This window comes from Kribbella sp. NPDC104218, assembly GCF_055584105.1.
The window spans coordinates 3,338,795-3,358,671 of sequence record NZ_JBVJMQ010000001.1 but is presented as its reverse complement, the minus strand read 5'-3'; the positions used below and the strand labels follow the sequence as shown (position 1 = coordinate 3,358,671).

The 19,877-nt window shown below is 70.6% G+C and carries 20 protein-coding genes; 9 read left to right on the top strand and 11 right to left on the bottom strand.

Annotated elements, in window-relative coordinates; translation table 11 throughout:
- Positions 1-52: 52 nt before the first annotated feature.
- A complete protein-coding gene (locus tag ACZ6ZD_RS15780) occupies positions 53-1,228 on the bottom strand; it encodes a hypothetical protein (protein ID WP_465672458.1) in 1,176 nt (391 codons plus the stop codon).
- Positions 1,229-1,343: 115 nt separating this feature from the next.
- On the opposite strand from ACZ6ZD_RS15780, the gene cofD reads away from it, so the two are divergent.
- The 3 genes from cofD to ACZ6ZD_RS15765 all read left to right on the top strand — a co-directional run bounded on the left by cofD (position 1,344) and on the right by ACZ6ZD_RS15765 (position 4,099).
- Positions 1,344-2,321 (top strand): 2-phospho-L-lactate transferase, encoded by a 978-nt coding sequence (gene cofD / locus ACZ6ZD_RS15775; RefSeq protein WP_465672456.1) that lies wholly within the window; start codon positions 1,344-1,346, stop codon positions 2,319-2,321.
- Positions 2,318-3,292 (top strand): coenzyme F420-0:L-glutamate ligase, encoded by a 975-nt coding sequence (locus tag ACZ6ZD_RS15770; protein ID WP_465672454.1) that lies wholly within the window; start codon positions 2,318-2,320, stop codon positions 3,290-3,292. Before cofD ends, ACZ6ZD_RS15770 begins: the two co-directional genes overlap by 4 nt.
- Before the next feature lie 87 nt (positions 3,293-3,379).
- The gene (locus ACZ6ZD_RS15765; RefSeq protein ID WP_465672452.1) at positions 3,380-4,099 is read left to right on the top strand and encodes a DUF3105 domain-containing protein; all 720 of its coding nucleotides are present in this window, start codon (positions 3,380-3,382) and stop codon (positions 4,097-4,099) included.
- Between the two features lie 55 nt (positions 4,100-4,154).
- On the opposite strand, the gene ACZ6ZD_RS15760 is transcribed toward ACZ6ZD_RS15765, so the two are convergent.
- The 5 genes from ACZ6ZD_RS15760 to ACZ6ZD_RS15740 are packed head-to-tail and all read right to left on the bottom strand — an operon-like array spanning position 4,155 to position 10,652.
- Entirely contained in the window at positions 4,155-5,252 is a 1,098-nt protein-coding gene (locus tag ACZ6ZD_RS15760) for a mannose-1-phosphate guanylyltransferase (protein WP_465672450.1), read from the bottom strand.
- A gap of 11 nt (positions 5,253-5,263) precedes the next feature.
- On the bottom strand, positions 5,264-6,349 hold the full coding sequence (locus tag ACZ6ZD_RS15755; protein WP_465672448.1) for an NAD(+)/NADH kinase: 1,086 nt from the start codon (positions 6,347-6,349) through the stop codon (positions 5,264-5,266).
- 54 nt (positions 6,350-6,403) lie between these two features.
- Positions 6,404-6,688 carry a DUF2470 domain-containing protein gene (locus ACZ6ZD_RS15750; RefSeq protein WP_465672446.1) on the bottom strand — a complete coding sequence of 95 codons (285 nt, stop codon included), beginning with the start codon at positions 6,686-6,688 and terminating at the stop codon, positions 6,404-6,406.
- Complete coding sequence (locus ACZ6ZD_RS15745; protein ID WP_465672444.1) at positions 6,685-9,909, bottom strand: HtaA domain-containing protein; 3,225 nt, start codon at positions 9,907-9,909, stop codon at positions 6,685-6,687. Before ACZ6ZD_RS15745 ends, ACZ6ZD_RS15750 begins: the two co-directional genes overlap by 4 nt.
- Positions 9,906-10,652, bottom strand: a complete 747-nt coding sequence (locus ACZ6ZD_RS15740) for a hypothetical protein (protein WP_465672442.1) — start codon at positions 10,650-10,652, stop codon at positions 9,906-9,908. The genes ACZ6ZD_RS15745 and ACZ6ZD_RS15740 overlap by 4 nt, the downstream gene beginning before the upstream one ends.
- A gap of 94 nt (positions 10,653-10,746) precedes the next feature.
- Between ACZ6ZD_RS15740 and ACZ6ZD_RS15735 the strand changes: the two genes are divergently transcribed.
- From ACZ6ZD_RS15735 to ACZ6ZD_RS15720, 4 genes are read left to right on the top strand one after another with little or no spacing between them, the layout of a single operon-like run.
- Positions 10,747-11,433 (top strand): biliverdin-producing heme oxygenase, encoded by a 687-nt coding sequence (locus ACZ6ZD_RS15735; protein ID WP_465672440.1) that lies wholly within the window; start codon positions 10,747-10,749, stop codon positions 11,431-11,433.
- The gene (locus tag ACZ6ZD_RS15730) at positions 11,430-12,572 is read left to right on the top strand and encodes a heme/hemin ABC transporter substrate-binding protein (RefSeq protein WP_465672438.1); all 1,143 of its coding nucleotides are present in this window, start codon (positions 11,430-11,432) and stop codon (positions 12,570-12,572) included. The genes ACZ6ZD_RS15735 and ACZ6ZD_RS15730 overlap by 4 nt, the downstream gene beginning before the upstream one ends.
- Positions 12,569-13,606, top strand: a complete 1,038-nt coding sequence (locus tag ACZ6ZD_RS15725; RefSeq protein WP_465672436.1) for a FecCD family ABC transporter permease — start codon at positions 12,569-12,571, stop codon at positions 13,604-13,606. Before ACZ6ZD_RS15730 ends, ACZ6ZD_RS15725 begins: the two co-directional genes overlap by 4 nt.
- Complete coding sequence (locus ACZ6ZD_RS15720; protein WP_465672434.1) at positions 13,603-14,406, top strand: heme ABC transporter ATP-binding protein; 804 nt, start codon at positions 13,603-13,605, stop codon at positions 14,404-14,406. Before ACZ6ZD_RS15725 ends, ACZ6ZD_RS15720 begins: the two co-directional genes overlap by 4 nt.
- Here ACZ6ZD_RS15720 and ACZ6ZD_RS15715 read toward each other — a convergent pair.
- The 4 genes from ACZ6ZD_RS15715 to tatA form a co-directional block, all read right to left on the bottom strand.
- Entirely contained in the window at positions 14,327-15,439 is a 1,113-nt protein-coding gene (locus ACZ6ZD_RS15715; protein ID WP_465672432.1) for a hemolysin family protein, read from the bottom strand. The two genes, ACZ6ZD_RS15720 and ACZ6ZD_RS15715, sit on opposite strands and share 80 nt — an antisense overlap.
- Positions 15,436-16,773, bottom strand: a complete 1,338-nt coding sequence (locus ACZ6ZD_RS15710; protein WP_465672430.1) for a hemolysin family protein — start codon at positions 16,771-16,773, stop codon at positions 15,436-15,438. The genes ACZ6ZD_RS15715 and ACZ6ZD_RS15710 overlap by 4 nt, the downstream gene beginning before the upstream one ends.
- Before the next feature lie 36 nt (positions 16,774-16,809).
- Complete coding sequence (locus ACZ6ZD_RS15705; protein WP_465672428.1) at positions 16,810-17,754, bottom strand: hypothetical protein; 945 nt, start codon at positions 17,752-17,754, stop codon at positions 16,810-16,812.
- Between the two features lie 66 nt (positions 17,755-17,820).
- Complete coding sequence (tatA, locus tag ACZ6ZD_RS15700) at positions 17,821-18,012, bottom strand: twin-arginine translocase TatA/TatE family subunit (RefSeq protein ID WP_465672426.1); 192 nt, start codon at positions 18,010-18,012, stop codon at positions 17,821-17,823.
- 43 nt (positions 18,013-18,055) lie between these two features.
- On the opposite strand from tatA, the gene ACZ6ZD_RS15695 reads away from it, so the two are divergent.
- Together ACZ6ZD_RS15695 and ACZ6ZD_RS15690 are read left to right on the top strand one after the other, a co-directional pair.
- Entirely contained in the window at positions 18,056-18,736 is a 681-nt protein-coding gene (locus ACZ6ZD_RS15695) for a TIGR03089 family protein (RefSeq protein WP_465672424.1), read from the top strand.
- A 2-nt stretch (positions 18,737-18,738) separates the two neighbouring features.
- Entirely contained in the window at positions 18,739-19,512 is a 774-nt protein-coding gene (locus ACZ6ZD_RS15690; RefSeq protein WP_465672422.1) for an SDR family NAD(P)-dependent oxidoreductase, read from the top strand.
- Here ACZ6ZD_RS15690 and ACZ6ZD_RS15685 read toward each other — a convergent pair.
- Entirely contained in the window at positions 19,509-19,832 is a 324-nt protein-coding gene (locus ACZ6ZD_RS15685) for a hypothetical protein (protein WP_465672420.1), read from the bottom strand. The genes ACZ6ZD_RS15690 and ACZ6ZD_RS15685 overlap by 4 nt on opposite strands.
- Positions 19,833-19,877 lie beyond the last annotated feature (45 nt).

The following is a 19,877-nucleotide window of genomic DNA, read 5'->3' as shown; positions in this document are numbered from 1 at the left end:
CGCGGCAAAGGCTTGCTGCCGGATTGCTGCCTGCTCAGGAAGGAGTTCCCGGTCAGGACGGCTGCGACCACCAGCCCTGCTGACCCTGTCCCTGCTGCTGACCCTGGTCGTCCTTCGTACCCTCGGAAACGCGCGGATCCACGCGGGTTTCGTTCGGCGCGGGCTCGGTCTTCGGCTGCTCCGCGACCGGCGCGTCGGCGGCCGGAGCCTCTTCGGCCGGCCAGCTCTGCTGCTCACCCTGCCAGGCCTGCTGACCCTCCGGCTGCGCCTGCTCACCCTGCGACGGCCACTCCGACTGCGGGTAGTCCTGACCGGACGACCACTGCTGCTGCTCCTGCGGCCACTGGGCACCCTGCTGCTCCTGGCCGCTCCACTGCTGCTGGCCCTCGGAGCTCCACTGCTGCGTCGGCTCGGCGTGACCACCGGCGGACCAGGCCTGCTCGGCCGGCTGCTGCGGCTGCGCCTCGGCGTCGCTCGCGGACCAGGCCTGCTGCTGCTCGCCCTGGTTCCAGCTCTGCTCCTGCGGCCACTGCTGCTCGCCACCCTGCTGGGCAGCGGCGTACCCACCGGCGGCACCAGCGGCCGCACCCGCACCGGCTGCCGCGCCGTAACCGCCGTACTGACCGCCCTGGGCCTGGCCCTGGTCGAACTGGCCCTGCTGGCCGTACTGGCCCTGCTGCTGGCCCTGCTGTCCGTAGCCCTGCTGGCCGCCGAACTGCTGCTGGCCGCCGTACTGGTTGCCGTACTGACCCTGCTGCGCGAACTGACCCGGCTTCGGGGCGCGCACCGGAGCCGGCAGGCCCTGGAAGGTCTTGAAGAGGTAGAGGCCCGCGGCCGCGTACAGCGACAGACCGCCCAGCGCCCAGACGAACGCGACGACCTTCAGACCGGCGGTGCTGGTCTCGGCGAACCCGGCGAACGCCGTGATCAGGCCGAGCAGCGCGGCGACGCCGGTGATGGCGACCGCGGCCAGCGTGACGGTCCGCGCGTTCTGCGTGCGCTCACCGGACTCGTTCACCAGCCAGACCGATGCGACCAGCGCCGTCAGCAGCACCAGCGCGGGGATGCCGGGAGGGGTGAGAGTGCCTTGCACGCTGCCGGCGGAGGCAGTGAAACCCGCGCCGCCGACGAACAGCCGGATCAGCGCGGCCAGGACGAACAGGCCGGCGAATGCGAGCAGGATGTACGCGACCGGCTCTCTGAGCTTCTTGGTTGCGTCGGTGACCACGAGGGCTCCTCGGGATGTTGGGGGGCCGTACAACTGAGCTGTGCGGATGTTCGGACCCACCGCAGCATAGTCGTGCGGTGGCTCGGCGCATTGACGACTCGTGCAGACTCTTCCCATGCGATTGACAGTGCTGGCCGGTGGCGTCGGCGGATCCACCTTCCTGCGCGGGCTCATCAAGGCCCGCCCGGACGCCGACATCACCGTGGTGGGGAACACGGCGGACGACATCACCCTGTTCGGGCTCCGGGTCTGCCCGGACCTCGACACGGTGATGTACACGCTTGGCGGCGGCATCTCGGCCGAGCGCGGCTGGGGCCGCGAGGACGAGACCTGGGTGATCAAGGAGGAGTTGGCGGAGTACGGCGTCGAGCCGACGTGGTTCGGGCTGGGCGACCGGGACGTGGCGACGCATCTGGTCCGGACGCAGATGCTGGACGCCGGGTACGGGCTGAGCGCGGTGACCGAGGCGCTGTGTCAGCGCTGGAAGCTGCCGGTGCGGCTGCTGCCGATGAGCGACGACCGCGTCGAGACGCATGTCGTGGTCGACGACCCGGAGCAGCCGGGCAAGCGGAAGGCCATCCACTTCCAGGAGTACTGGGTGCGCTGGCACGCCGACGTCACGGCCCACCAGATCGTTGCCGTCGGCCAGGAGAAGGCGAAACCGGCCCCCGGCGTCCTGGAGGCGATCCGGGACTGCGACGTCCTGCTGATCCCGCCGTCCAACCCGGTGGTCTCGGTCGGCACGATCCTCGGCGTACCGGGGATCCGGGACGCCGTCCGGGAGACGTCGGCGCCGGTCATCGGGCTGTCGCCGATCATCGGCACCGGCCCGGTCCGCGGGATGGCCGACAAGGTGCTGGCGACCGTGGGCGTCGCGGCGACGGCGTCCGCCGTGGCCCGGTACTACGGGTCGCGCGCGTCCGGCGGCGTCCTGGACGGGTGGCTGATCGACTCCTCGGACGCCATCCAGGCGGACTCGATCGCCGGCGCCGGAATCAACGTACAGGCGGTGCCGTTGTGGATGACGGACGAGACCACCACCGCCGCGATGGCCGACGCGGCTCTGAACCTCGCGGAGGCTGTACGGCGATGAGGAAGCACCTGGAAGTCGTACCGGTGACCGGGCTGCCCGAAGTGGCCGCCGGCGACGACCTGGCCGCGCTGATCGGCGACGCCGCCGATCTGCGCGACGGCGACGTGGTGTCGGTGACGTCGAAGATCATGAGCAAGGCCGAGGGCCGGATCACCACCGGCACCCGGCACGAGGCAGTGAACTCGGAGCTGGTCAGAGTGGTCGCCCAGCGCGGCGACACCCGGATCGTGCAGACGCGGCACGGCCTCGTGATGGCCGCCGCTGGGACGGACACGTCCAACACTGCGCCGGGGACGGTGCTGCTGTTACCTGTCGACCCGGATGCGTCCGCTGTGGCGCTGCGGACGGCTCTGAAGGACCGGTACGACGTGAACGTCGGCGTCGTCGTCACAGACACCCTGGGGCGGCCGTGGCGGACCGGTCAGATCGATCTGGCCATCGGCGCGGCCGGAGTCCGCGTTCTGGCGGATCTGCGCGGTACGACGGACAGCCACGGCAATGTGCTCGCAGTGACCGAGCCGGCCCTGGCGGACGAGATCGCCAGTGCCAGTGAGCTGGTGAAGGGCAAGGCGGACGGCGTCCCGGTCGCGGTGCTGCGCGGGCTGCAGGACGTCGTACTGCCGGTCGGCGAGCACGGCCCGGGCGCGCGGGCGCTGGTCCGGGACGCCGAGCACGACATGTTCAGCCTTGGTACCCGGGAGGCGGCGCGGGCCGCCGTCCTGGCGCGGCAGGCGCCGACCGGGCCGCGGCCGGCGGATCCGGCGCTGTGGGACGGCCTCCTCGATTCGGTCGAGGGTGTGCGGCTCGACGTCGCTGACAGCGCTGTCACCGTTTTCGGTGAGGAACCGGTCACAGTCGGGGTCGTCGCCGAGCGGCTGGCGGTCCTGCTGCACGCGGAGGGCTACGGCGTGAGCGTACGGACGGGGCCGGGGAGTGAGGCGACGGTCACGTTCGGCTCACGGTCGGTTTAGATTCCTAGGCAACTTCTCAGGGTCCTCTCGTACACTGCATCAGCACGGCGGCGCGGTGGCCGCCCCGACACCGGGAAGACCAACACTGTGGGTAAAGCGTCGTCGCAGAAGCAGTCGCGCCGCCAGATGATCGAGAAGATGCAGCGGGACCAGGCGAAGTCGGACCGGAACCGGACCGTCCTCATCGTGGTCGCCTCGATCGTCGTCGGCCTGGCCATCATCGCCTACCCGGCGGTCAAGCTGATCCAGGATTCGCGCACCAAGGGCCAACCCATCGGCGACTTCGGCGTCGCCGCGTCGGCTGCGTCCTGTGACGCGATCACCGAGGACGAGGCCACCGGCACCATGGACCACAAGCCCGAGGGCACGCAGATCGACTACGCGGTCTCACCGCCGTCGTCCGGCTCGCACTACCCGGACTGGGCGCCGTTCGCGCGGAAGTTCTACACCCTCGACGACCGGCCCGCGATCCCGAACCTGGTGCACAACCTGGAGCACGGCTACACCATCCTCTGGTACCGCGACACCCTCCCGGACGACCAGAAGTCGCAGATCGAGTCGATCGCGAAGGCCAAGCTCCCCGACAGCACCAACGGCAAGTTCATCGCCGCCCCCTTCCGCGTCACCGACGGCAAGGAATGGCCCGCCGGCAAGAACGTCGCCTTCTCCCACTGGTCCGGTAACAAGCCCGGCGCCACCAAAGCCTTCGGCCACCGCCAGTTCTGCGGCGCCGTCTCCGGCGAGGCCCTCAACCAGTTCATGGACAAGTACCCCGCCGCCGACGCCCAAGAGCCCAACGGCGGCTGACCCCAACAGCGAACAGAACACCCCCGCGACCGGTCGGTCGCGGGGGTGTTCTCGGCTACAGGTACTTCTCGGCGTGGTCGGACTGGACTTGGGCTACCAGGTCTTTGACGCGTTCGCCGTCGGTGAGGGGGCAGACCATGGTGACGTCCTTGGTGTGGACGATGATGTGGGCGCGGAGGCCTACGGTGGCGATCAGGTGGTTGGGGTCGTCGGTGACGATGATGTTGTCGTGGGAGTCGAGCAGGCAGCTGAGGGTGGTGCCGTCGGTGCGGTTGCCGGCGGGGTCGGCGGTGTAGGTGCCGGCCAGGGCGGCCCAGGAGCCGACGTCGAGCCAGTGGACGGGCATCGGGACGACGACGACCTCGGCGTTCACCTTGCCCTGGGAGGCGGGCTCCATGACGGCGTAGTCGACGCTGATCTTGCGCAGGTTGGGGTAGATACCGGCCAGGGTGGCGTCGCGGTCGGGGGTGTCCCAGACGGCGGCGACCTGGCGGAGGTTCGCGGCGGACTCGGGCAGCAGCTCGTCGAGGACGCTCAGCACGGTCTCGGCGCGCCAGACGAACATGCCGGAGTTCCACCAGAAGCGGCCGGTGGCCAGGTACTCCTCGGCCGTGGCCAGATCCGGCTTCTCGCGGAACCGGTCGACGACGTACGCCGACGTCCCGTCGATCGCCGCGCCGCGCTCGATGTAGCCGAGCCCGGTGTGCGGGTGGGTCGGCTCGATGCCGAAGGTGACCAGCGAGCGGGGCCGCGCCTCGACGACCGCGAACCCGGCCTCGATCGCCGACCGGAACTCGTCCTCGGGGCTGATCAGGTGGTCCGAGCCGACGAACGCGACGACGGCGTCCGGGTCGTTGCGGGCGACGACGGCGGACGCGAGACCGACCGCGTTCGCGGTGTCGCGGCGGGCCGGTTCGCCGATGATGGCGTGCGGGCCGAGCTCCGGCAGCTCCTTGCGGACGACGTCGGCGTACGCGCCGACCGTGCACACATAGATGTTCTCCGGTTCGACCAGCCCCTGCAGCCGGTTGTACGCCACCCGCAGCAGCGACTCACCGGCCGCCAACGGCAGCACCTGCTTCGGCCTGTCGTCCCTGGACATCGGCCACAGCCGCGTCCCCGAGCCCCCGGCCAGGATCACCACGTTTCGCATGGGGACAGACCCTACCGGGATTCGCCAACCGCAGGTGGCAGGCGCAGGTGCGCGAGGTCCGGCGGGACAGGCGAATCCGAAGGCAGGAAGAACGCGTCGGACTCCCCGTCGACGCCGGTCGCGGGCGCATCGGTCAGCCGGAACCGGTCCCGCAGCCGGCCGTAGAAGTCCGTCGGCCGCAACCGCACCAGCCGCAGCGGCCGCGCCGACCCGTAAACGCCGATCCAGTCCCCCGGGTCGAGGACGCCGCGCAACTGCCCGTCGATACTCACCGCCGCCTGCCCCGAATGCGGCAGCACCCGCAGCGCGATCGGCTCATCCGGGGCGGCGATCACGCTGCGGTTGAAGGTCATGTGCGGCGCGACCGGGGTGAACACGATGGCATTCGTGTTCGGCGACAGGATCGGCCCGCCGGCCGCGAAGCTGTACGCCGTCGACCCGGTCGGCGTCGCCACGATCACGGCGTCCGCGGAGTACGACGCCAGCAGCCGCCCGGACAGGTACACGCCGAGCGCCACCTGGTGATCGCGCGCCAGCTTCTCCAGGACGACGTCGTTCAGCGCGGTCACGTCGAGCGCGAGGCCCCAGCCGTCCCCCTCGGTGCTCTCCGGCCGCACAGCCGGCGGCGGGAGCGCCGGACCGTGCCCATACCGCAGCAACGACTCGATCCCCTCCGGGATCTCCAGCGCGCGGGAGGCCCGCATCGTGAGCGTCATCCGCTCCTCGATCGTCGCCCCGCCGTGGTGCACGGCCTCGAGCGCCGCCTCGACGTCCTTACAGGCGACCTCGGTCAGAAAGCCGACCTTGCCCAGGTCCACGCCCAGGACGGCGGCGTCGTTCTTGGCCGCGATCCGCGCGCCGCGCAGGAAGGTCCCGTCACCGCCGAGAGTGACGACCAGATCCGGATCGCCGGCATGGTGCAGCTCGGCCATCCCGCCGCGCCGATGCCCGTGGTCCTGCCAGACATCGATGTCAGTACAGCCGATCCCGTGCCGGTCGGCCCACTCCCGCACGGTCGCCGCCGTCCGCACGGCCATCTCCCGGCCCTGATGAACCACCAGCCCGATCCGCTCCACCACGGCGCGTTCCTCCTTCACCCACGGGTGCCCCAACCGTAGCCGGAGCGCCCGCTGGGCCAAGGAGCTACCAGGTCAGCGGCCGGCTTCGGCTTCGCGATGCATGCGGGCGAACTCGGAGCGGAACTGCGGCCGGTCGGTGATCGGCTCGGACCACGGGATCCGGACCTCTACCGGGTCGCCGTCCGCGACCTGGGCGGTGAAGATCGCCGCGGCCTGGTCGAGCGCGGTCAGCTCGACCGCGGTCGCGTCCGGGCGCTCGCCGAGCACCTGGACGATCTCCAGCGAATGGCCGCCGTGATCGGCGTTCATGTGCTTGAGGACCGCCGCGACGATCTCCGGCGTGAAGGGGTGCGTCATGCCTTCTTCCTCCGCGTGGCAAGCGTGATCAGGACGCCGGCCAGCAGCAGGACGCCGCCGCCGATCGGGAGCCAGACACCCGCGCCACCCGTGTTCGCCAGCGAGCCGGTCGGCTTGGTCGGGGTATCGGTCACCGGCGGCGTCGTCTTGGTCGGAGTCGGAGTCGGAGTCGGTGTCGGTGTCGGCGAAGGAGTGGGCGTCGGCGTGGGAGTCGGCGTCGGGGTGGTTGCCGAGGACACCGAGAAGTTGGCCGCCGCGGTCAGGCCCGACGGGCCGTTCAGCGTCAGCACATGCTTGCCGACGGCAAAGTCGGCCGGCACCTTCCAGGTGAAGCGAACCTTGCCCTCGGCATCGGCCACCTGCTCCCCCAGCGTCGGCCCGGCGACCGTCGCGGCCTTCGCCATGGCTCCGGCCGCCGCGAACTCCAACGGCACGCGGACGTCGAACGCCCGGTTCGCCGTCGAGCGGTGATCGGCGCGCAGGTACAGCACACACCCCTTCGCGACCTTCGAGCAGTCGGTCAGCTCGTCCTTCGACGCCACCGTCAGCGTCGTCCGCGCGATCAGGTCCGCCCCGATCTTGACGACGATGTTCTCCGAACCGGCGTACGGGAAGTTGGTGATCCACGCCGACTGCCCGGTCTTGCCGGTCATGTCGGCGCCGCCGATCGCAGGCGAAGCCACCTGACCCGCGCCGTTGTCGACGGCGGTCAGCGTGTAGAACCCGCTCGGCGCGGCTGCGGTGTTCTCCTTGCTGTTCTTCAGTCCGCTGACCTTCACGGCCAGCTGCGCGCCGTCCGTGAGCCGCAGCTTGCCCCCGGCAACCGTCAGCGGCTTGCTGTCGGCGGAGCTGACCGTCACGGTCTGCCCGTTGCTGTTACTGAAGCTGTACTCCGTCGCCCCCGGAGGCGCCGCCGCGTCAACCGCGGCCGACACCTTCTGCCCGGCCGGGAATCCGCTGCCATCGGCAACCAGCTCGGCGCCCTGCTTGACGGTTTCCGGGGACACGGCAACCTTCGGCTCCGCGCCCGTGACGGTCAGCGCGACCGCGGACGTCGTAGCCGAGCCGGCCGCATTGCTGAACACGGCCCGGAAGCGAGCGTCGTGGTCCGCTGCCTGTACGCCGGTCAGCGCGAGCGTCGCCGTGACGGCGGACGGCGAGGCGATCGGCGCCCAGGTCTTCCCCGCATCCGAGCTGCGCTCCCACTGCACGGTCGGCGCCGGCGTACCGGTCGCTGCCGCGGTGAACTGGACGTTGCCGCCAGCAACCACTGTCGCCGCCTTGGGCTGAGTGGTGACCACCGGCAGGACCGGCTGCGGGCCAGGGGTCTTGAAGGTGATCGTCTTGAAGACGTCCTGGGTCCGGTCGCCGCGCAGGTCGACCACCTCGTTGTCCGAGGCAAGCGGTGAGTTGAAACTCGCGACGTAGCAGGCGACCTTCTTGCAGTCGATCTGCACGCCCTCGTTGGTGAAAGTGACCACGGCCGGGACGGTCGTCTGGAACGCGCCGGACGCCGAGGTGACGACTCGCTGCGCGCCGGTGAAGGGCGACGGGTTCGACGTCCCGGGGGCGCCCTGCGGGGTCTGAGCGACGTACAGGGCGCGGTTCGGCGCGTAGCCGGCGCCCTTGACCGTGATGGTCTGGCCGTCGTTCAGGTCGACGCTCGGGTCGACCGTCAAGGTCGGCGTACCGCCGGTGAAGACGACCGGCTTGAAGAGCTCTTGCGCGGCGTTCGGGGCGGCGCCACCGGCGGCGTACGTCGCGATCCCGTACGTGCCGGTGGCGGCATCGGCCGGCTTGACGTTCAGCGTGGCTTCGAAGGTGCCGTCCGGCTTGAGCGTGACGAACGCCGGGTCCGAGCCGGGGCGGGACGAATCGGGCAGCGCCCACTTCTGGTCCAGCACGCGGCGCGTCGCGGCGGGAGCGCCCTCGGACGGCCGCCAGGTCTTGTCGAAGCTGCCGAAGACGACGTACACGCCCGTCGGCTGACCGACCGGGACCGGCGGGCGGGTCGAGAGGTTCGCCGCCGGGTCGAAGCCGCTGCCGCGGACGGTCGCGGTCACGCCCTGCGGCGGGACGGTCGTCAGCGGCTTGCCGTCCGGGCCGAGGACGTCGAGCTTCGGCTGCCAGACCGGCGTCGTCGTCAGTTTGACCGCGAAGCTGATCGGGTCGAGCGCCGTACCGGCGGTGTAGAAGCCGGCGAAGGCGGGGACGCCGGCCTCGGTCAGGGTGGTGGTCGCGCCGAGGACCGTGGCGACGTCGTCCTTGATCACGACCGGGTGCTTGGCGAGGTCGACGGTGGCGAGCTCGACATCGTCGTACGTCGTCGGCTGGCCGGTCTCGAGGCTCTTGCTCGTGACGTCGGCGATGATCTTGCCGCTACTGCCGGCGAGCGCGATCCGGATGTCCTTCGCGGTCACCTCCAGGAGCGGGTTACCGGCCTGCATCTCGTGACCCTTGAAGTACACGCCGCCCTGGAAGGCGACCTGCGCCGCCGTCCCGGAGCCGTTCGCGAATCGGAACGTGCCGTCGGTGTTGCGGGTCGCGGGCGGCTGAAGGGTGATCGAGCCATGCGCGATCGGTCCTTCGATGTACGTGCGGAACGACGCCTTGAGACCCCAGTCGAGGGAGCCGACCGGAGGCGGCGTCGGCGTCGGGTTGTCACCGGCGAAGGTGACCTGGACGCCGAGCTCATGGGCGGCGTTGACCGCGCCGCCGCCGGGATAGGTGTAGACGCCGTAGTTACGCGGGTTCTCCGCGACGGTCTTCGCCTTCACCGTCACCTCGAACGTGCCGTCCGGGTTCAGCAGCACCATCCGCGGCTTCTGCGCCGGGAAGTCGCGCTGCACCTGGTCGAACGACGGCTGCGGCACCGCCCACTTCGTGTCGAGCAGCGTCCGCGTACTCGCATCCGCCCCCGTCGACGGCTGCCAGTTCTCCGCGAAGCTCCCGAACACGACGTACACCCCGGCCGGCTGCCCGGGCGTCACCGGCACCCGCGTCGAGACATTCGCCGCCGGATCGAACCCGGAGCCCTTCACCAACAGGTCCTCCCCGTTGGTCACCCCAGTCGTCTTCGACACCTCGATCTTCGGCACAAAAGCAGCCGGCACCTGCGGCGCCGGGTCTTCGGCGTGCGCGGGCAGGGTCAGTCCGAGTGTGGAGATGGCGAGGGCCGCGAGCACAGCTGCGGTGCGGGCGGGCCATGCGCGGCGGGTCATGCCTGGGGCTCCTTGGTCTTGCGGCGGGTCAGGAGAACGAGGGCGGCGCCGCCACCCAGCAGGGCTAGAGCTGCTGCGCCGAAGCCGAGGGCGAGGCCACCGGTGTTGGCGAGGGAGCCCTTCGGCTTGGTGGTGTCGTTACCGCCGCTGCCGGTGGTGGGGCCGGAGGTGGGCTGGTTCGTGAGGCTCTTGGTCGGCGTGGTGGTGGGGTTGCCCCCGGAGCCGCCGGTGGTGAACGTGACGGGGATGAGGACGTCGGCCGAGCGGTCGGCGGTCCGGGTGTGGTCGGCGCGGGTGCTGATGGCGCAGCCGAGGGGCGCGACCTTCTTGTCCAGGCAGTTGGTGAACTGGTCCTTGGCCTTGACCGTGAGCTGGACCTCGAAGGAGCCCTTGCCACCGGACTGGGTGAAGGGACGCGCGAGGCCTTCGCCGTACGACGGCGGGTTGGAGGAGACCCAGACCGAGGAGCCCGACTCACCCTTCATGTCGACGCCGCCCAGGCAGGGCGAAGGTAGTTGCCCTGGGCCCTTGTTCACGCAGAAGGCGACGTAGATGCCCTTGTTCGGGTCGAATCCACTGCCCTTGACGGTCACCTTGGTCCCGGCGGGGTCGAGCCCGCTCGTCCGGGACGCCGTCACGGTCTGCCCGTTCGGCCCGGACGCCGCGGACGCCGGCAGCGCCGTACCGGTCGCGCCGAGGGCCAGTACCAGCCCGGCCAGCCACAGTCCCACCCTGGTCGTCACGCTCTGTTCCTCCCCACTGCACTCTCCGCGGACGACACGAAAAATGCAGGATAGCCTCACCTAACATGCAATTGGTTAGGCTAACCTAACTCTCGTGACCCCACAATCGGGCCCGCCGGCCACCGCACAGCCGTCGTTCTCGCAGCGCCTCCGGGAGCGGAGTATGCGCATGCACCAGGACGCCGAAGGAAGCAGCTATCTCACGGCCCTGACCGGGGGCCGGCTCGACCTCACGGCGTACGCCGCCCTGGTCGCCCAGCACGCCGCCATCTACCAGGCCCTCGAAGACCTCGCGGACCGGTTGAGCGGCGACCCCGTGGCCGGCCGGTTCGTCTTCCCGGACCTGCACCGGCGGACGGCGCTCGAGGCCGACCTGGCCTTCCTGCGCGCCCGCGGCGTCCCGATCCCGGAGCCGACCGCGGCGACCCGCGAGTACGCCGCCCGCCTGGCCGAGCTGGCCGAATGGCCGGCCGGATTCGTGGCCCACCACTACGTGCGCTACCTGGGCGACCTGTCCGGCGGACAGGCGATCGGGCGGCTGATCGCGACCGAATACGGATTGATCCCGGGCGGCGACGGCGTCCGCTTCTATGTGTTCGACAACGTGAAACCGAAGCCATTCAAGGACGCCTACCGGTTGCTGCTCGACGAGGCGCCGTTCGACGACGCCGAGCAGGAGCGCGTGCTGGAGGAGGTCCTGCTGGCCTACCGGTTCAACGTCGACGTCCTGGCCTCGCTGGCCGATCAGATCCTGCCGCACTACCCCCAGGTCGCCTCGTGACGCTGGACCTGTCCCGCACCTACCGGACGGCGATCCTCGTCGTCCTGCTGCTCATCGTCACCGTGGGGTGCGCCGGACCGGCCACCACCTCGGCCGCCGGGCAGACCACCACCGTCGAAGCCTGCCGCCCACCGGTCAAGGGTTTCGCGGTCACCACCGACGCCGACGGCAAACCGTTGCCCAAGGCAACGAGCACGGAACAGCCCGGCCCGGACCCGCAGACGCTGACCGGCCCGGCGACGGCGACGCTCACCGACCATGCGATCCACCCGGTGGTGGCGACATCCGAGCCGAAGCTGCCGGTCGACGTGAAGTCGTGTGACGGCAAGCAGGTACAGGTCAAGGACGTCAGCCGGATCATCGCCGTCGACCTCTACGGCACGCTGGCCGAGATCGTGTTCAGCCTCGGCCTCGGCGACAAGGTCGTCGGCCGGGACACCTCGACCGGGTTCCCCGAGGCGGCCAAGCTGCCGAAAGTGACGCCGTCCGCGCACGACCTGAACGCCGAGGCGATCCTGTCCCTCGACCCGACGGTGGTGCTGACCGACAAGAGCATCGGGCCGCCCGAGGTGATCGAGCAGTTGCGGGCATCCGGCGTACCGGTCATCTTCTTCAGCGACGCGCGGACGATGGACGGGATGCCGAGCCAGATCCGCGCGGTCGCGGCGGCGCTCGGCGTGCCGGACCGCGGCGCGGAGCTGGTCAAGCGGACCGAGCAGGAGATCACGACGTCCCTCGCCCTCGCGCCAGCGTCCGGGAAACCGTTGCGGATGACGTTCCTGTACATCCGCGGGTCGGCCGGCGTGTACCTGATGAGCGGGCCGGGATCGGGTGCGGACGCGATGATCAAGGCGATCGGCGGGGTCGACACCGGGACCGACATCGGGCTGGACAAGACGTTCGTGCCGTTGACCAGCGAGGCGCTGATCCGGGCGCAACCCGAGGTGATCATCGTGATGACCGAGGGGCTGAAGTCGGTGAAGGGCGTCGACGGGCTGCTGAAACTGCCCGGGATCGGCCAGACGCCGGCCGGTCAGCGGCGGCGGATCATCGATATGAACGACACCGAGCTGCTCGGCTTCGGGCCGCGGACCGGACGGACGGTCGCCGCACTCGCCAAGGCGGTCTACACGCCTTGAGCCGGTTGCGATCGCTGGGCCTGGTCGGGTTCCTGGTCGTCGCGCTGGTGGTCCTGACGATCGTTGCCGCGGGCATCGGTCAGCTGCGGATCCCACCGGCCGAGATCGTCGGGTCGATCATGCACCGGCTCGGCCTCGACGTCGGGCCGATGCCGAGTCATCCCCAGGGTGACAACGCGTTGTGGAAGGTGCGGTTCCCGCGGGTGGCGCTCGCCGTCCTGGTCGGGGCTTCGCTGGCAACGGCCGGGGCGTTGATGCAGGGCGTGTTCGGGAACCCGCTGGCCGAGCCGTCGGTGGTCGGGGTGTCGTCAGGCGCGGCCGTCGGCGCGAGTCTGGTGATCGTGACCGGGGTGACCTTCCTCGGGAACTGGACGATCGCGGCGGCGGCCTTCGTGACCGGCCTGGGGACGACGTTACTCGTGCACTCGCTGTCGCGGGCCGGCGGCCGGACGGAGGTCGTCACGCTGGTGCTGACCGGGATCGCGGTCAACTCGCTGGCCTTCACGCTGATCTCGTTCGCGACGTTCATCGCGAACACGAGCGCGCGGGAGCAGCTCGTCTTCTGGCAGCTGGGCAGCCTGAACGGCGCGACCTGGCCGGCCGTGACCGCGGTGCTGCCGTTCACGGCAGTCGGCGTGGTCGCCTCGATCGTGCTCGCCCGGCGGCTCGATCTGCTGGCCCTCGGGGACCGCTCCGCGGCCCACCTCGGGGTGGACGTCGAACGGCTCCGGCTGACCGTGATCGTGGTCGTCGCGCTCCTGGTCGGGGCGGGCGTCGCGTTCGCCGGGATCATCGGTTTCGTGGGCCTCGTCGTCCCGCACCTGATCCGGATGATCGCCGGGCCCGGCCACCGGTTGTTGCTCCCGGCAAGTGCTTTGGGTGGCGCGGTACTGACCATCGTCGCCGATCTGCTGGCGCGGACGCTGATCCGGAACGCGGACCTGCCGATCGGCATGATCACCTCCCTCGTCGGCGCGCCGTTCTTCTTCTGGCTGCTTCGGCGTACTCGCACTCGGCAAGGAGGTTGGGGATGAGACGCCGCCTCCCGACGCGCTTGGACGCCGGGACGACGATCGCCGAAGTCCGCGACGTGTCGCTGCGGCTCGGTGGCGCCGTCATCCTGGACGGCGTCTCACTCGCCGTTCGCACCGGCGAAGTCCTCGCCCTCGTCGGCCCCAACGGCGCGGGGAAGTCGACCCTCCTCGGCGTCCTCTCCGGCGACCACACCCCCGACAGCGGCTCGGTGCACCTGGCCGGCGAACCCTTGTCGCACTGGTCCCCCGTCGAAACCGCCATGCGCCGAGCCGTCATGCTCCAGCAGTCCGCCATCTCCTTCCCCTTCTCCGTCGCCGACATCGTCGCGATGGGCCGCTCCCCCTGGCACAACACCCCCCGAGCCGCCCACGACGAAGACGCCATCCGCGCCGCCCTGCAAACCGCCGACATCACCCCCTTCACCGACCGGTCCTTCAACTCCCTCTCCGGCGGCGAACGCGCCCGAGTCTCCCTGGCCCGAGCCCTCGCCCAGCAAACCCAACTCCTCTTGCTGGACGAACCAACCGCAGCCCTCGACCTCCACCACCAAGAAGCAGTCCTCCAACTCGCCCGCGCGCAGGCCGCCGAGGCAGATGCGGTGGTGGTTGTGGTGCATGACTTGAACTTGGCAGCGGGGTATGCGGATCGGGTGGTGGTGCTGGACGGAGGGCGGGTGGTTGCTGAGGGCGAGCCTGGAGAGGTGTTGACGGCGGAGTTGCTCAGCGGGGTTTATCGGCATCCGGTGGAGGTTTGGGAGCATCCGGGGAGCGGCGGGCCGGTGATTCTGCCGCGGCGGTGATGATGGGGTCGGTCTCGTCGTCGAACTCGCCGATGACCTGTTCGAGCAGGTCTTCCAGGGCCACTACGCCCAGGGGGTCAGTGCCGGTGCAGACGACGGCGAGCTGGGAGCGGCGGTCGCGCATGGTGCGGATGGCGGTGGCGACCGGGGTGGTCGGCGAGAGGTTGAGCGGTGCGGTCATCAGCTCGGCGGCGCGGAGGGTCGTGCCCCCGGTGGTGGTGGCGCGGACGGCGTCGCGGACGTGGACGATGCCGCAGATGGTCGGGCCGGTGACGACGGCCAGGCGGGAGCGGCCCTCGCGGCGGCTGGTCAGCTCGACGTCGCGGGCGGACGCGTCGTAGGGGACGGTGACGAGCCGCTCGATCGGGGTCATCACTTGGGAGATCGTGATGTTCTGCAGGGCGAGCATCGCGGTGAGCAGGTCGTGCTCGGGCGCTTCGAGGGTGCCGTGCTCGCGGGAGGATTCGATCAACAGGCGCAGCTCGTCCGGCCCGTGGGCGCTGGCGAGCTCGTTCTGCGGGGTGACGCCGATCAGGCGCAGGCAGAGATTGGCGATCCCGTTCAGCGCCAGCAGCAGCGGACGAACGAGCGTCGTGAACCCGCGGAACGGCATCGCCAGCAGCTGCGCCGCACGCTCGGGGTTGCTGATCGCCCACGACTTCGGCGCCATCTCGCCGAGCAGCACATGCAGCAGACCGATCCCGCCGACGGCGATGATCAGCGCGATCACATGCCCGGCGCCCTCGGGGATATGCACGAGTTCGAACAACGGATGCAGCAGGTGCGCGATCGCCGGTTCGCTGAGCGAGCCGAGCCCGAGCGTGCACAACGTGATCCCGAGCTGCGCCCCCGCGAGCATCAGGGACAGGTCGCTGATCCCCGCGATCGCGGACCGCGCCGACCGGCTGCCGGCCGCCGCGGCCTCCTCCAGCCGATGCCGCTTCGACGCGACCAGCGCGAACTCGGCGGCCACGAAGAACCCGTTCGCCGCCAGCAATGCGACGGAGATGATCAGTGCCAGCGTCGTACTCATCCGACCCGCTCCATCACGACGAGGCCGGGAACCCGGCGTTCCAGCGTCTGGACGACGAGTTTCACGAACTCCGCCGGTACCGGACGTCCTTCGTGGTCGAGCCGCTGCGGCAGCTCGACGACCACCTCGTCACCGATCGCCGGGATCCGCCCGAGCCGCTCCATCACCAGCCCGGACACGGTCTCGTAGTCGTCACTGTCCGGCAGCGCGATCCCGGTCGACTCCTCCACCTCGTCGAGCCGCCACCGGGCTGGCAGCACCCACGACCCGTCACCGCCCTGAACGGGCGAGGTCTCGGGCAGGTCGTCCTCGTCCCGGATCGCCCCGACCAGCTCCTCGGCGATGTCCTCCAGCGTGACGATCCCGGCGAAACCGCCGTACTCGTCGACGACGATCGCCAGCTGCCGGTGCGCCGTCCGCAACCGCTCCAGGACGGCGGGCAACGCGAGCGTCTCCGGTACGACGACCGGCGGCGAAGCCAGCGACCCGACCGTCACCTGCAGCCGGTCGACCGGCTCGACGGCGACGACGTCCCCGACCGCGATCACCCCGACCACCTCGTCCACCGAGCCGGCGATCACCGGGAACCGGCTGTGACCGGTGTCCTGCAGCGCGACCACCTTGGTCAGCGGGTCGTCGCGGTGCACGGTGACGACGTCGACCCGCGGGACCATCGCCTCGTCCGCCGTCCGGCCGCGGAAGTCCAGCCCGCGGTCGAGCAGCCGCATGGTGTCCTCGTCGAGCAGGCCCTGCTCGTACGACGACACGATGATCCGGTCCAGCTCCTGGGCGGTGGCGCCCTGCGGCAGCTCCTCGACCGGCTCGATCCCGACCCGGCGCAGGATCCGGTTCGAGGCGGCGTCGAAGACGCGGATGATCGGACCGGCGACCGTCAGGTAGATCAGCGTCGAGCGCGACAACCGCAACGCGATCGCCTCAGCCTTCGCGATCGCCAGGTTCTTCGGCGCGAGCTCCCCGAGCACCATCTGGATGATCGTCGCCAGCAGCAGCGCGAGGACGACGGACAGCGACATACTCACCGCCGTCGGCACCCCGGCGGCGCCGAGGACGCCCTCCAGACCTTCACCCAGGTACGGCTCGGCGAAGTACCCGGCGAGCAGCGCGGTCACGGTGATCCCGACCTGCGAGCCGGACAGCACGAACGACAACCGCGCCGTCACCTTCAACGCCCGCTCGGCCGCCGCGCTGCCGCCGTCCGCCAGCGTCTGCAGCCGGCTCCGGTCCACCGCGACGTACGCGAACTCCTGCGACACGAAGTAGCCGGTGGCAACAGTCAGCAGCAGGACCACGCCCAGCCCGACCAGGATCAACATGCCCCAGACTTTATGGGATGCCGGGCTCGCGTCCGGTCAGGCGGTCGGCTCGAGGTCGGGTCGCATCCGGGCCAGGAGCTCGGCCAGCTCGGCCTCGGTGATCTCCGTGGCGAACAGGTGCCCGAACGTGGTCGCATCGGCCCAGAAGCAATGTGCTTCGACGAAACCCGGGCCCTGCAGTGACGCGCACCGGATCGTCTCGTTGCCACGACCGCCGGGGTGGTCGCTGACCCCGTTCAGAAGCTTGCCCTTCTTGCCCAGCGCCACGAAGGCGCGGTCGAAGGTGGCGCTCGGCTGCTGGTTGCCTTCGAGGCCGTAGAAGACCATCACACTCGCCTCCGGGCCGCGCACGCCCTTGTACTTCGGGTGCTCGTACGTGCCGTACTTCAACGAGCTGCCGTTCCGGAGTTGGCGTTGTGCGTCCGCTTCGACCGCCGGCGGGGTCGGCACCCGTGGGATGCCGCCGGCCACCTCGGGGATCGCGATCCGGCCGTCGAGCCGGACCTCGTAGTGGACGCCCATCGCGAGGATGCCCGCGATCAGGGCCGCGATGGCGAAGCCGCGCAGGGTCTGGGCGCGCTGCAGCTCAGGTGAGCTGACCGGCCGCGGCGGCCCGAACGGCGGCTGCTGCGGGCCGGCGAACTGCGGTTGGCCGAACGGGGGCTGCGGCGGACCGGCGTACTGCGGCGGCGGGCCGCCGAACTGGGGCTGGCCAACCGGGGGCTGGCTCATCGGGGGCTGGCCGAACTGGGGCTGGCCGAACGGCGGCTGGGCCGGGGGGACGCCGTACGGCTGCTGGGGCGGCGGGCCGAGGTGCGGGGGCTGCGGCGGCGGGAGTTGCGCGCGGGCCGCGGCGATCCGGCGATTGGTGAGCAGGATCCCGGCGACGCCGGCCAGCAAGAAGACCAGGCCGACGACGACCGTCACCGTCAGGGAGTTCGGCGGGCCGAATCGCAGTCCGTAGCTCGACAGTCCCAGCACGTGACACCCTCCCGGCAGCCCAGCCGGCGAGCTGCCGGTCGACTGCAGGGTAAGCCGTTTCCGGGGTCAGCTCCGGGGCTGTTCGACGGGGGTCGAAGCGGGTTCGTCGGACTCGTTCTGGACCTTCTTGAACTCCTTCATCGCCAGGGCCGCGTTGCGGGTCAGCTCGGGGAGTTTCTTTGCGCCGAAGAGGAGGACGACGACAGCCAGGATGACCAGCCATTCGCCGCCCGCCGGCAGTGCGAGGAGTGGTGACATACCGGCCACGCTAGGCCGGTTCGCGGACCGTAGGCTGGGCCATATGTCACGACTTCTGCCTGAGGTGTTCGCGGCGGCGGTGCGGCGCGACGGCGCGAGCCCGCTGCTGACGTACTACGACGACGCGACCGGTGAGCGGATCGAGCTGAGCGCGCTGACGACGGCGAACTGGGTGGCCAAGACGGCCAACCTGCTCGTCGACGAGTACGACCTGGAGGCCGGCGAGACGGTGGCGATCGGCCTGCCGCCGCACTGGCTCGGCGTGGTCTGGGCGCTCGCGACCTGGTCGGCCGGGGCGTCGCTGACCTCCGGGCCGGGCACGCTTGCGATCACCGGGCCGGACTTCGCCGTCCGGGGCGAGCGGGAGACGATCGCGTCCGCGCTGCTGCCGCTGGGCGGCCGCTTCCGGGAGCCGCTGCCGGACGGCGTGCACGACTACGGGGCCGAGGTCTACAACCACCCGGACGTGTTCGTCCCGTTCGACCCGCCGACGGCCGACTCCCCGGCGTACGACGAGCTGACGCATGCCGAGCTGATCGAGGCGGCGACGCCGTTCGCGGATCGCATCCTGACGACGCGCGATCTGACGACGCCCGACGGGCTCCGGGTCCTGATCGGGGCGATCACGGATGGCGGGTCGATCGTGTTGTGCCGCAATCTGGATCCCGCGAAGCTCGACCGCCGCGTAGCGGACGAGAAGATCGACCGAGTGTTGGAGGACTGACAGTGCAGCGGTTCGAGGGGCGGGTAGCGCTGGTCACAGCCGGCGCGCAAGGGATCGGCGCCGCGGTGGCGCGACGGATCGCGGCCGAGGGCGGGTCGGTCGTGGTGACCGATCTGCAGGAGGACAAGGTCAAGGAGATCGCGGCCGAGATCGGCGGTCTCGGGCTGCGGGTCGATGTCACACAGCGGCCGGACGTCGACGCGGCGGTCGCGGCGACCGTCGAGCGGTTCGGCCGGCTCGACGTCGTGGTGAACAACGCCGGCGGGTGCATCGTCACCTCCGTCCCCGAGGACACCACCGACGAGGACTGGCATCGCCAGCTCGACCTCACGCTGGTCGGCGCCGCGCGCTGTATCCAGGCCGCGCTCCCGCACCTGGTGGAGGCGCGCGGCAATGTCGTCACGATCAGCTCGGTGAACGCGATCGGCGCCTTCGGCAACCTCGAGTACGCCGCCGCGAAGGCCGGCCAGATCGCCATGACGACGAACTACGCGGCCCGGTACGGCGGCCTCGGCGTCCGCTTCAACGTCGTCGCGCCCGGGACGATCCGGACGCCGAACTGGGACAACCAGCTGGACACGCTGGAGAAGTTCAAGAAGCTCTACCCGCTCGGCCGGGTCGGCGAGCCCGAGGACGTCGCGGCCGCGGTCGCCTTCCTCGCCTCGGACGACGCCTCCTGGATCACCGGCCACACGCTGCCGGTCGAAGGCGGCGTCCTCACCGGGCCCGGTCTGCTCGACCTCACGCCGTCGGGGCCGTTCCGCAAGGAGTACTAGAAGTTGAACCAGTAGGCGACGCGCAGCGGCAGGCCTGAGACGGCGATCCCGAACCAGAACCCGCGCCTGACCAGGCAGCCGCCGCGATGCCCCCGGCGTCCTTGCACCACCAGCGCGCCGAGCACCAACCCCGCGAGAACACCGAGCACGGCCAGGCCGAACACGGTCCACCCGCCGATCACCGACCCGACGCCGAGCGCCAGCCAGAACAGCCCACCCACGAACGACGCCGGGCTGTAGGCGCTGTCCGGCGTACGCCACGGCTGCCGCACCTCCCGCCCGCACCCGCACCCCACCGGCGCCTGCTGTAGGTAGCTCATGGCCGGGACTTTAATGGAGGTGCGGATCGCCAGCGCTACACAATT